This is a genomic window from Halarchaeum sp. CBA1220, from assembly GCF_003721175.2.
In the GTDB taxonomy this organism is placed as follows: domain Archaea; phylum Halobacteriota; class Halobacteria; order Halobacteriales; family Halobacteriaceae; genus Halarchaeum; species Halarchaeum grantii.
In genome coordinates, this window is sequence record NZ_CP054707.1 from 1412294 (window position 1) to 1422512 (window position 10219).

General features: G+C 63.3%; 16 protein-coding genes. 7 read left to right on the forward strand and 9 right to left on the reverse strand.

The window, feature by feature from the left end; translation table 11 throughout:
* Positions 1 to 28 precede the first annotated feature (28 nt).
* Both EFA46_RS16195 and EFA46_RS07580 read left to right on the forward strand, forming a co-directional pair.
* Complete coding sequence (locus EFA46_RS16195; RefSeq protein ID WP_255494041.1) at positions 29 to 163, forward strand: hypothetical protein; 135 nt, start codon at positions 29 to 31, stop codon at positions 161 to 163.
* A complete protein-coding gene (locus EFA46_RS07580) occupies positions 160 to 912 on the forward strand; it encodes a bZIP transcription factor (protein ID WP_123077038.1) in 753 nt (250 codons plus the stop codon). Before EFA46_RS16195 ends, EFA46_RS07580 begins: the two co-directional genes overlap by 4 nt.
* 294 nt (positions 913 to 1206) lie before the next feature.
* On the opposite strand, the gene EFA46_RS07585 is transcribed toward EFA46_RS07580, so the two are convergent.
* Positions 1207 to 1917, reverse strand: coding sequence for a hypothetical protein (locus EFA46_RS07585; protein ID WP_148040685.1), 711 nt, complete (start codon positions 1915 to 1917; stop codon positions 1207 to 1209).
* 454 nt (positions 1918 to 2371) lie between these two features.
* Here EFA46_RS07585 and EFA46_RS07590 point away from each other — a divergent pair, with 454 nt between their 5' ends.
* Both EFA46_RS07590 and EFA46_RS07595 read left to right on the forward strand, forming a co-directional pair.
* Positions 2372 to 2509, forward strand: a complete 138-nt coding sequence (locus EFA46_RS07590) for a hypothetical protein (RefSeq protein WP_158604265.1) — start codon at positions 2372 to 2374, stop codon at positions 2507 to 2509.
* Positions 2510 to 2558: 49 nt separating this feature from the next.
* Positions 2559 to 3011: a hypothetical protein gene (locus tag EFA46_RS07595; protein ID WP_123077036.1), complete on the forward strand. Its 453-nt coding sequence runs from the start codon at positions 2559 to 2561 to the stop codon at positions 3009 to 3011.
* Positions 3012 to 3111: 100 nt separating this feature from the next.
* On the opposite strand, the gene EFA46_RS07600 is transcribed toward EFA46_RS07595, so the two are convergent.
* From EFA46_RS07600 to EFA46_RS07635, 8 genes are all read right to left on the reverse strand, one after another.
* Positions 3112 to 3486: a hypothetical protein gene (locus EFA46_RS07600; RefSeq protein ID WP_123077034.1), complete on the reverse strand. Its 375-nt coding sequence runs from the start codon at positions 3484 to 3486 to the stop codon at positions 3112 to 3114.
* A gap of 184 nt (positions 3487 to 3670) precedes the next feature.
* Positions 3671 to 4837, reverse strand: a complete 1167-nt coding sequence (locus tag EFA46_RS07605; RefSeq protein ID WP_148040684.1) for a hypothetical protein — start codon at positions 4835 to 4837, stop codon at positions 3671 to 3673.
* Positions 4830 to 5660: a hypothetical protein gene (locus EFA46_RS07610; RefSeq protein WP_123077030.1), complete on the reverse strand. Its 831-nt coding sequence runs from the start codon at positions 5658 to 5660 to the stop codon at positions 4830 to 4832. Before EFA46_RS07610 ends, EFA46_RS07605 begins: the two co-directional genes overlap by 8 nt.
* Positions 5660 to 6199 carry a hypothetical protein gene (locus EFA46_RS07615; RefSeq protein WP_148040683.1) on the reverse strand — a complete coding sequence of 180 codons (540 nt, stop codon included), beginning with the start codon at positions 6197 to 6199 and terminating at the stop codon, positions 5660 to 5662. Before EFA46_RS07615 ends, EFA46_RS07610 begins: the two co-directional genes overlap by 1 nt.
* Before the next feature lie 58 nt (positions 6200 to 6257).
* Positions 6258 to 6476, reverse strand: a complete 219-nt coding sequence (locus tag EFA46_RS07620; RefSeq protein WP_123077026.1) for a hypothetical protein — start codon at positions 6474 to 6476, stop codon at positions 6258 to 6260.
* Positions 6477 to 6478: 2 nt separating this feature from the next.
* Positions 6479 to 7999, reverse strand: coding sequence for a hypothetical protein (locus EFA46_RS07625; RefSeq protein WP_123077024.1), 1521 nt, complete (start codon positions 7997 to 7999; stop codon positions 6479 to 6481).
* On the reverse strand, positions 7996 to 8256 hold the full coding sequence (locus tag EFA46_RS07630; RefSeq protein WP_123077022.1) for a hypothetical protein: 261 nt from the start codon (positions 8254 to 8256) through the stop codon (positions 7996 to 7998). Before EFA46_RS07630 ends, EFA46_RS07625 begins: the two co-directional genes overlap by 4 nt.
* A 109-nt stretch (positions 8257 to 8365) precedes the next feature.
* Positions 8366 to 8776 carry a hypothetical protein gene (locus tag EFA46_RS07635; protein ID WP_123077020.1) on the reverse strand — a complete coding sequence of 137 codons (411 nt, stop codon included), beginning with the start codon at positions 8774 to 8776 and terminating at the stop codon, positions 8366 to 8368.
* 119 nt (positions 8777 to 8895) lie between these two features.
* On the opposite strand from EFA46_RS07635, the gene EFA46_RS07640 reads away from it, so the two are divergent.
* From EFA46_RS07640 to EFA46_RS07650, 3 genes are all read left to right on the forward strand, one after another.
* Positions 8896 to 9204: a DUF6516 family protein gene (locus tag EFA46_RS07640; protein WP_123077018.1), complete on the forward strand. Its 309-nt coding sequence runs from the start codon at positions 8896 to 8898 to the stop codon at positions 9202 to 9204.
* 23 nt (positions 9205 to 9227) lie between these two features.
* Positions 9228 to 9632, forward strand: a complete 405-nt coding sequence (locus tag EFA46_RS07645; protein WP_123077016.1) for a transcriptional regulator — start codon at positions 9228 to 9230, stop codon at positions 9630 to 9632.
* 256 nt (positions 9633 to 9888) lie between these two features.
* Positions 9889 to 10161: a hypothetical protein gene (locus EFA46_RS07650; RefSeq protein ID WP_123077014.1), complete on the forward strand. Its 273-nt coding sequence runs from the start codon at positions 9889 to 9891 to the stop codon at positions 10159 to 10161.
* Positions 10162 to 10219 lie beyond the last annotated feature (58 nt).

Genomic DNA, 10219 nt, shown 5'->3' on the forward strand with positions numbered 1-10219 from the left:
GCCATCGCTGTCTCTCGGGGTGGTCCGCGTGAGCGAAGCCGTCGCGAGCGGCACGTGCGCCCTCTGTGGCGCGTCGCACGGCGTCACCCGCACCGACACTCCACAGCACGGTGTCGTCCCGCTCTGTCGCTCCTGCCGGCACCTCTGGGGTGAGAGCGAATGAGCGCCGACGCTCCGAGCGTCGGCGTCGAGGCGGACGACGATCTGCGTGCGCTCGTCGAGGACCTCGCCGACGAAGTACGCGAACTCCGCGCGGAGAACGACGCCCTCCGCGAGCGCGTCGCCGACCTGGAAGAGCAGCGCGAGCGGGAAGCCACCGTCCGATGGGCGGGACCGAATCCCGCCGACATCGAGATAGTCGCCAGCGAGACGGGGAACGGCGTCTATCCCTACCAGGCGATCACGGACAAGGTCGACCAGCGCGACGTCGAAGACCTCGAGGAGCGCCTCACGGACGTCGAGGAAGGTCGTGCGGACGTCGTGGTGCGTTCCGAAGCCGACCCCGACGCGCTCCCCATCGAGTCACGTATCGCCCGCCAGCAAGTCGGTGACGACGGCATGAGCGCCAACGAAGAGCGCGCCGCCGTCGTCTTCCCCACCTTCGGCGGGAAAGCGCGCACTGTGGGCGGCACGAAGCTCGTCATGTCCTCCGACGATGTCCGCCAGGCGCTCGACGAGAAGACCGACATCGACGCCGAGGACTGGCCCGACGAGACCGTCCGGCGCGTCATGCGGTGGACGGCGAAGCTCACCGCCCGGGACGACGGAGATCGAGACCCACGGGACGAAACGAACCTGCTCACGCTCACGAAGCGGAACGGACGCCTCACACTTCAGGCAGAACGTGACGAGTGGCTCGAGTGGAGCGAGGACGCCGCAGCTCGCCTCGACGGCGAGGGAGGGCCGAAATAACACCGTTGTGAGCACGGCCCGAGGAAGGGCCGTGAGCGCCACCACGGGGCCGTAGCCGCCCCACTACGGGTTTCACGCCCAACCCGTACGCAAGCAACACTCCACTACTGCTGGGTGTGTCTCTCCTGGCTGTCTCTCCTTGCTGTTTACGGCTCTTTCGACGTCGTAACAATCCCGTTTCTCCTCACACCCACTCTCTTGCCGGACTCACAACGGTGTGATTCTGGCCGAGATGCTGATCTCAATATGATGAGTTACATCGGTACAGCGGATATTCTGATGAAGTCTGAGGTATCAGCCCGATTCATTGTCGTCTGATTCTTTTGATCCATACTCCTCTTGGATCTCACCAATCGTATCTGTTATACCGAAGAAAACACCCATGAGTGAGGACATTATTACAAAATTTAGAACCCAATAAAGAGCGCCGCCGAGGGCTGGAAACAGGTTATTGAGCGAAAATAGAGCCGGGTCGCTAAAATCCGGGTGGTTGTTCAAATATTCTCGTAACTTAAGTGAAATCCAGAGAACGCCCACACTTGTGATCGCTATTTCAGCCGAAAACCACCTACCGGCATCCGGAGCCCGATCTATTATATTGTAGATAACACCAGCAAAAAGAGGAATTAGTACAAAAACGAATAGGATTTCTAGGATATAGTAAATGGCTGTTTCCCGACTCAGGATAGGGAGGGCAAGTGAAGGTACAATCGCGGACATGGACGTGGTGAACAAGACTAGATCGATATTATTCGCCTCAGCGTGCGCCTCAATGACCTCTCGTATTGAGCCGATCCTGTTGAGAAGACGTCGGTATATCTGAAGTAGAGTTAGTAATGCGAGGAGAAGTGACCCGACGAAACCAACTCGAACCCCAACATTAGGTGATTGCGTGATCGCTGAAGAGATATTGGAGATATAGATCGCAAGAGCGGAGAAAACTCCCAAAACGACGAATAGCTCCGAGTTCGCCTCAATGAAATCTGCGAGATTAACGTCTGACATAGTGGTTGAGATAGAATTGTTACGAGGTATCTAAAAGTCTGTTTGGAGTGACTCAGGGGCGAGGACTGCTCTGTGGGCGAGCTCAACGCACGGACGCCTGATAACAAGAACCGGGAACCAGAAGCGTCGGCTAGACCGAATACAAACTCAGCGCAAACCTCAACGAACCCCATCATCATAACATTTCTCCCCCTGCTCGGTGTGTTCCTGCAGTTTCTCTACGGTTCTACAAGCCCGGGAAAAATGAAGAATCGGACTTGATTAGAGGACGAACTGCAATCAGCACCATGTCAAAGGTCGTCATCCGCCACCCATTGTTTACAGATTGCTGTGGGCGGCGTTTATCTAAGATCAGCATTCCGCCCACGTCATTCAAGTCTCTATGGGCAGGGTATATAAAAGAAACCCCACTTTTCCCACAGGCTTATCAGCGGCGGCCTACAACAATTTGTGTATGGCGAGCAGTGAGAGCGGACACGGCGACAGCGAGGAGGACGCGGAAGTCCCCTCGGGTGTCCTCGACGGTCTCGATGACCTTGAGGAAGGCCGGACGCTCAGCGACGAGGAGTTCGAAGACGTCCTCAAGTTCTAATCGCGGTTCTCTCGTAGTGCTTTAGTGTTCGCTCGTTAGTCGTCAGTACGTGAGCGTCGTCCCACTCTCCGACGAGGAGAACTACGCGATCTTCACCGAGTCCTACGGGAAGTCGATGGCCGGGCTCGGACGGGACCAGCAACTCCAAGTTCTCAAACGTCTCTACAAGACGCTCGATAGCGACGCTCCGCAGCACTACATCTACGAGACAGTCGAGGGGTGCGACGAGCTCGAGGTCATCCGCGCCGGCAACTCACTTCGCATCTACTGCCGTCTCGTTATGGGCGTCCCGCACGGGAACAAGACGTACAACGTCCTCTTCGTCTTCTACGTCCACGACCACGACTATCGGGCGGGCGACCTCGAACGGTTCGACGAGCGTGCCGAGGAGCGACTCGTGAACCTCACCGACCTCTCGAGCGTCGACGACGTCGACGCCTACCTCGAGGAGCACGACGCGAAACAGGCCGAATTCCTGAAGAAACAGATCGACCGGGCGTAGCGCCCCCCTGCCTTGGCCCGCGAAGGTTCCGTTCCACCTCGTCCACCAGTTCGTCGCTCCCCGGGTGAGGGATTTTCGACGATGTCGTCGAAGCGGCTGCTCAGAACACGTCTCTCGGCCGTATCTTCGCCTCTCGACTGTCTCGATGCCCGCCGTTCGTGTACCACGTCGAGACGGGGATTTGCGTCGCGGGGAGCATCTGCATCCGCAGGACGGTTAGCCCACGCCCACGGCGCCGATAGAGGACGAAGACGTACTTCCCGCCGGCGGCGGCGAGGCGATCGTGGTACTCCTCGAAGACCTTGAATCGGGGGTAGTCCCGACTCGCGTCAGTGGCCTTGATCTCGACGGGCGTGCCGTCGTCGGCGACGGCGTCGCGCCAGCTCGTATGCACGCCCTCGCGACGGAGGCGGTAGCGGTTGCACGCCTTCCGCTCGGCGAGCGTCCCGTACCGGTTCGCCTTCCTCGAGGGCATCGCTATCGCGCCTCGCACGCGTCGCGCGTCTTATATATACACTCCGCCGGCCGACGCGACGTCGCGCCCATGGCTTCGTTCGGCGCGATAGCGCCGGACGAACGTGGCTGTGGGCGACCGTCTCCCCTCGCACGCGCGCGTATAGGGAGGGTCGGGAAGTGGGAAGTCATGGGATACAGGTGACTCAGGCGCTCAGAACCGAATCCACTTCCGCGACGACTTCCCGGTGCTCGCCGTCTTCGCGATATTCCTTCTGGCGATTTTGGACCCATTTGTAGCTGTAGTCGATGTATTCGGCGATTTCCCGGCTCGACATCCCGAGTTGCATCCCGTCGATGGCGGTTGCAATGCTGATTTTGCGCGCTTCAGCCTCGCTACTCGCGATATCCTCGACTGCGACCGACTTCCCACCGTCCGCTACTGCCTCGTGGTCGGCTTCCCACGACCACGTGCTCGCCTCCTTGTCGTTGTACCGCCAGTCCGTGGGTGGGACGCCCTCGATGGTGTAGCTCGGGTTCGTCGTCTCCCCGCCCTGGACGTCGACGTCGATCTCGGCGACCTTCCGGTCCGTCTTCCGGATGATGGTGCTCATGCGCCGGAGCATCGGGTGAATCGAGTGCGGGGTGTGAGCGATGTAGATGAGCGCACCGTTGTACTTCCGGATGAGGAAGAGCATCGGCCCCATCTTCTGGGCGGTCTCGTAGCCGGCCTTCCCGCGCCCGCTCGCGGAGATGGAGAACTCGTCGCCGATGAAGACCTTGCGCCGCTGCGCGTTCGTCGTCGGGTCGCCGTCCTGCTCGAGCCACTCCTTGAGCGTCGGGAAGTCGGGGATGAACGTGTCCGCCTCACGAAGCGTGCGGACGTTCGTCCCGACCAGGACGCGCTCGTCGGCGAGCGCGGTGAGTCGCTGGGCGAGCATGAACGCGAAGTCCGTCTTCCCCTTGCCCATCTTCCCGAGGAGGGTGAGCACGGGCGCGGGGTTGTCGAGGAGCTGGTCGATCTTCCCGATGGCCTTCAGCCCGGAGACGTCGGCCTGTTGGCCGGCGTCGCCGGTGAGGTGCTTGAGCGTCGCCATGTCTCCCGCCTCGAGGGCTTCCCGGCCGACGTCGGTCGCTTCGTTGCGGAGAATCGTCCGCGCGAGGTCGGTTTCGGCGGGGCTCCCGGGCATCTTCCCCGGGGTTTCTGCGTACGAAACCGGGTCGTAGGTGTTCGCCTGGATGGAGAGGAAGCGCGAGAGCTCGGGGTCGCGCGTGATGCCCGTGTGCTGGTGGACGAGCGGGTCGCGGTGGCCGTGCTCGGCCTGGTGCTCGCGGAACTGCGGGGGCGTGTACTGCTCGCCGTCCTCACTCACCGTCACCACCTCCGTCCGTCGTGACGGCGTCGGAGCCGCCCGCCGGCGAGTTCGCCCCGATCCCCTCGGTGACCGCGTCCGCGACGTCGTCGGGGTCGAAGGGGTCGACGTCGTCCTCGCGGAGATCGGCGAGGTCGTCACCAGTCACCTCCTCGATGTCGTCTTCGAACTCGTCGACGACGGCCGTGACCGCGTTCTTGTCGAGCAGTTCGCCGCGCTGTTTCGCTTCGGTGATCTTGTTCATGAGTCGGGATTGGAGAGCGGCCGCCATGTCCTCGAGATTGTCCGCGAAGAGGTCGAGACGGATGTGCGACTGTTGGAGGGTGTCGTAGACGCGGTTGAAGTGCGAGCGGGTGGTGAGGAGCTTCGTGTCCTCGAGCTCGGAGAGCCAACACCCGCGAACGACGAGCTGCCCGTTCGGGCCGGCGTCGGGGAGCCACTCGTACTCGCGCACGACCCAGGTGTCGCCGTCGTTCATCGGGTAGGGCGCGGGGCCTTCGACGATCTTCTCGCTCCAGACGTCCGGCGGGACCTTGTAGTCCTTCGCGACGTCCTCGACGGCGTTAATGTGCTGGACGTCCACCCAGTCGCGCCGGTCGAACCACCCGGCGAAGCGCACGCCCACCAGGAGGCAGGGCGGCGCGAGGACGAGCGACCCGACGAGCAGGTGGACGCTCCACGCGGGAAGGGCGGGGATAGAGGGCGAGAAGACCCAGAGGAGGACGCCGCTCGTGACGACGAGCGCCGCGACGAGCAGTTGCGCTTCGGCGAGCAGGTAGGTGAGTCGGTCCCACGCGCTCGCGAAGGTCGGCCGAAGGCCCATCAGCGGGCCTCCCGGGGTTCTGCGCCCCCGCGACGCACGACGTAGAGCGCGCCGGCGACCATCGAGAGGACGGCGATGCCGGCGCCGCCGAGCCACCCGAGCGTCGGCGACCCGCCGAACGGCGAGCCGAGGCTGGTGTCGTCGCTGTAGACGGTGGGACAGCTCCCCGACTGGATGCACGCGCCCGTCGTGACGCTCACGCTCGCCTCGCCGTCGACGCGGTCAGCGGGGATGGAGACCGTCGTCGATTCGCCGCCTTGGAGGACAACCTGTCGGTATGGGCTGTGGGCGACTCGATCGCTCGCACGCGCGGACGCCGCGAGCGTCGCGACGTGATACTGCGAGGCGGTGAGCGTGACGTTGAACCGCCCGTTCTCGTACTCCCAGCCCTGAATCGTCATCACGCCGTCGACGGCGACCGGGTGGCCGCCCGCAACGACGGTCGCGTTCGTCGATGTCGTCGTCGAGCCGTTCGGCGCGGCGGCCGCCGGCGCGACTGCGACGCCGAGCACGGCGATAACCAACAGTAGTCGTCTCATCTGAGGGCCGCCGCCGGAATCGAACCGACGCGAACCGACCACGGGCGGCTGCCGGTCGTTAGACCGGGTTGAGGGCGTCGCCGAGACGGTCGAAGAACCAATCGACGAGGCCCTGCGCGCCGTCGACGATGGCGTCGACGAACCCGCCGACCGTCTGGGAGATCGCGTCGCCGACGATGGCCTGCATCGACCACCAGCCGGTGACGTCACCGGCGACCCACGCGAGCGCGAGGAGACCGACGAAGACGAGCGCGAGGGAGAGCAACGGGCGCGCCATCGCTAGTCCCTCTGCATGACGGCCGCCGCGCCGATCGCGACCACGGCGAGCCCGATGATGATGAGCGGCCCACTACCGCCAGAACTGGACCCGGAGCCATTACCGGAGCCGCCGGTAGCCTGCCGACTCTCGATCTGCGCGATGAGTTGCTGGGTTTCGTTCATCTTCGCGATGAGTCCCGAGACGTTCGCCGTCTGGTAGGAGCGCCGTTCAGCGGAGACGTTCGCGATTTGCTCACCGTTCGTGTTCGTGATGTTGCCGACCTCGAACTCTCCGCTCAGTGTGACGACGTCGCCGCCGGTCGTCGCGAGCCGCACGGGGCCCTCGACGCCGATAGCCGACGTGTTCGCGTCGGGCGGCGTTTCGTAGGTCGTGTTCGCGCGCCACGTGCCGTTGGGCGCGCGCTCGGCGAGCAGGATGCCGTAGTCGGTCGTCCCGTCGTGGGAGACTTCCATCGTCCCGAGCCCGTCGAGCGACGGAGTCGCGAGGCCCATCGACGCGTAGAGCGCCACCGACCGGTAGAGATCGACCTCGCCGTCCGTGCTCGAGGACGCCGCGAGTTCGAACATCTTGGTCGTCCGCGACGTAATCTGACTCGACTCGATGGTGCCGTTGTCGAGCGCCGAGTAGACGCGCTCGGTGTAGTTTCCGGCCTCCGATTGGAGTTGCTCGGCCAGGGCTTCGGTGCGGTTCCAGCGGTCGTGATAGGTCTCTCCGTTGAGGACCATCTCCCGCGACTCGTTAAACGGCATAACTCCGACATACCGGTAGCTACCGCTCTGGTTCGCGGAGACAGTCAGATTCTGCGACAGTCCGTCTGCGGTTATGCCGACGGCGCCGTGAGTTGTGCCATTCGCGAGAGTGACCGTCTGGTCGCTCCGAGCAAACCGATAGCCGTAGCCTCCTAGTGACCCATCGTATTCAGGAAAACTAGTCGACATGAAGATGGTGTCGTCGGAGACTCCAGTCTCGTTAGTTGCTCGCTTCGAGAGCATGACCATCGACGTCGCGGACGCGTTCCACGACTCGATCTGATTCGCCTGATAGCGCGAGTAGTAATCGGCAATCGCGTCACGAGCAGCGTGCTTCGCAGTAGTCAGCGAGGAGTTATTCGCGTGAGCGTTCGCGATGGCGATTTCGGCCTTCGACCACGCGACGGATTGGGTGTCGTTGAGGTAGTTCGAGGAGACCGTGTTGAAGGTCTCAGAACTCGCTTTCTGTGCGAGTGCCGCGTTCTTGATGTCTAACTGCGTTTGGTTGTCCTCCGATGACGCCACCTCCTTGACGTCCTGCGTCGTGCTGACGCTACAGTTGAGCGAGGAGGAACCGAAGACGACCTCGGAGATTGCAGCCGTGACGCCACACCACGCGTCGCTCTGCGCTGACGGTGCGCCGTCCGGTGAGTCGATGGCGGCCGTCCCGGTCGGGACAGTCGATGCGCCCGCCACGGGCGCGGCCGCCGTTGAGGAGACAATGAGCACGACGAGCGCGACCGCCGCGAGCCGGCGAAGCCGTGCGGTCATCGACGATCCTCCCGCCGGAGTTTCTGTCCGGCGTGACTGAGGCCGCCGACGTCGCGACGCCCATGCCCATCGCGAGCGCGGCGAGACGATTCGTCCTCGAGGCGCGGATGGCGACGGCGGTCGTAGCGAACCCACGCGACACAGGCCACGGGAAGCGCGGCGCCGACGAGTGCCGTCCCGTCCGCGCCCGTCACGGAGGCGATCACCAGGAGGACACCGCTGGCGAGCGCGCTCTTCCAGAGCATCGCGTCGTTCACAGTCCCACCCCCGTCGCAGCGGCGAGGACGACGCCGGCGAAGCTGGCGAGCGACCCGAGGAGAAAGGCGAGACGTGCGTCGACGTCGCGCGTGTGGGCGGCGTCCAGCATTAGCGACCACCGTCCCAGTACGCGACGACGTAGTACGCGGCCGAGTTGAGGATGAGCACGAGCACGCCGATCCACTTCGAGCCCGTGACGACGTCACGGACGAGCGGCACCAGCGCGACGGAGACGTTCGAGACGACCATCGCGCTGACGAGCGCGGCCTCCCACTCGCTCCACTCCGACCAGTCCACCGACTCGTTCATCACGTACGCCGCCACCACGACGACGAGCGAGACGATGAGCGAGACGGAGATCTGCGAGCCGTTCGCCTCGACAAGCGTGTCCGCCATCGAGACGCCGAGCGCGGAGAACTGCCCGATCCCCACGAGCACCAGCGTCGCGATCACGAAGAACGGCGACAGCACGCCGTCGATTACCTGTACCAACCGTTCGCGGTCGAGATTGTACGCCATGCACGCGTACGATGGCGGTATGAGTGCCTAGTGTCGTCTTTCTGTCTGTTGCTTCGAGCGAAGGTATGGAGAAACGTCCATAGGCTTTTGGCTATGGAGGAAGAACCATAGGGTGACGGATGGCGTCCTACACCACGATTGCAGATTGGCGCGACGTCAGAGACGGCTACGTGGTGTCCGTCACCATCCGGCAGACCGAGCACGACGAATACCCGAGCGGATGGGACTACAGCCTCCACTTCGGCGAGGTCGGAGGCGACACCGTCCTCCGCTACGACAACGCCCACGAACGCACGAAGGGCCACGAGCGCCACACCCGGGACGACGTCGAGTACATCGACTTCCCCGGGATGCTCGAACTCTACGAGCGCTTCACGCGCGAAGTCGACGAACGCTCCGCAGTGTCGTGGGACTGGTCGCTCGAGTAGGACGTCACCCAGGGGGAACCACCATGCCAACGCTCAAAGTCACCGTCGGCGAAGCCGAGACGCTCCACGAACAGACGCGGAACCGTCTCAAGGCCGCACAGGCCGGCGAGGAACTCGAGGACGCCCAGCCCACGCTCAACTTCGAGTCCTACGCCGAACTCAGCCGACTCCTCAGCCCGAAGAACCTCGAGCTCCTCGAGGCCATCGCGAACCATCACCCTGAGAGCATTCGCGAAGCCGCCGAGCTCGTCGATCGGGACTACAAGCAGGTCCATAAGAACCTGAGCGAGCTCGCGGACCTCGGCGTCATCGAGTTCGAAAGCGACGGTGACGGTCACCCGAAGACGCCCACCCTCGCCTACGACGGCATCGAGATCGACATTCCCTTCGTCGACTCGTCGAACAACGTCGGCGCCGCCGCCCCGTAGCGTCGACGCTTCTTCTCGATGCCGTGCTGTGGGCTTTGGGCGTGACCCCGAGGGGTCGCACGTCCTCGAAACGGCGTTCCCGAATATGCACACGAACCTGGCCGCCGTCGCGACCGGCGTGTGTACGCGCCGCCGGTTCGACGTCGAGTATCGTTCGTCGACGACGCCGAATCGGGGGCGAATCGACCGAGGTAGATAAGGCGAAACTGTTTGAGCAATCGCAGCAGCCTCCCTCTCGCGCGTCGTGTGTACGAGTATGCGTATCCGAACCGACGGCGACTACGCGTACCGGAAGGACGTCATCGAGGACGCCGCCGACTTCTGGGGCGTCAACAAAACCGACGCCATCGTCAAGTCCTGCGACCTCGCCGGCCGACTGGTGCCGCAGCTCGAGGAAGCACTACAGGAAGCCGACATCCGACCGAGTGAAGCGGAGAAAATCACTCGCTCCGCCTCGAAGCCTGCCTCGTCGTTCATACGTCACCCTGACTGTGGAGTGTCATTCTGTCAGACATACCGTTCGAACTGACGAGCCTTTGCGGTTGGAAGGGCGCTAAATGATGTACCGTTCCGTAACCATCATTCCA

Coding starts and splice junctions, on each gene's coding strand:
- EFA46_RS07615 (WP_148040683.1), bottom strand. CDS start 6,199: ATGAGACGACTACTGTTGGTTATCGCCGTGCTCGGCGTCGCAGTCGCG.
- EFA46_RS07600 (WP_123077034.1), bottom strand. CDS start 3,486: ATGCCCTCGAGGAAGGCGAACCGGTACGGGACGCTCGCCGAGCGGAAG.
- EFA46_RS07610 (WP_123077030.1), bottom strand. CDS start 5,660: ATGGGCCTTCGGCCGACCTTCGCGAGCGCGTGGGACCGACTCACCTAC.
- EFA46_RS07580 (WP_123077038.1), top strand. CDS start 160: ATGAGCGCCGACGCTCCGAGCGTCGGCGTCGAGGCGGACGACGATCTG.
- EFA46_RS07625 (WP_123077024.1), bottom strand. CDS start 7,999: ATGACCGCACGGCTTCGCCGGCTCGCGGCGGTCGCGCTCGTCGTGCTC.
- EFA46_RS07650 (WP_123077014.1), top strand. CDS start 9,889: ATGCGTATCCGAACCGACGGCGACTACGCGTACCGGAAGGACGTCATC.
- EFA46_RS07620 (WP_123077026.1), bottom strand. CDS start 6,476: ATGGCGCGCCCGTTGCTCTCCCTCGCGCTCGTCTTCGTCGGTCTCCTC.
- EFA46_RS07590 (WP_158604265.1), top strand. CDS start 2,372: ATGGCGAGCAGTGAGAGCGGACACGGCGACAGCGAGGAGGACGCGGAA.
- EFA46_RS07635 (WP_123077020.1), bottom strand. CDS start 8,776: ATGGCGTACAATCTCGACCGCGAACGGTTGGTACAGGTAATCGACGGC.
- EFA46_RS07640 (WP_123077018.1), top strand. CDS start 8,896: ATGGCGTCCTACACCACGATTGCAGATTGGCGCGACGTCAGAGACGGC.
- EFA46_RS07645 (WP_123077016.1), top strand. CDS start 9,228: ATGCCAACGCTCAAAGTCACCGTCGGCGAAGCCGAGACGCTCCACGAA.
- EFA46_RS07585 (WP_148040685.1), bottom strand. CDS start 1,917: ATGTCAGACGTTAATCTCGCAGATTTCATTGAGGCGAACTCGGAGCTA.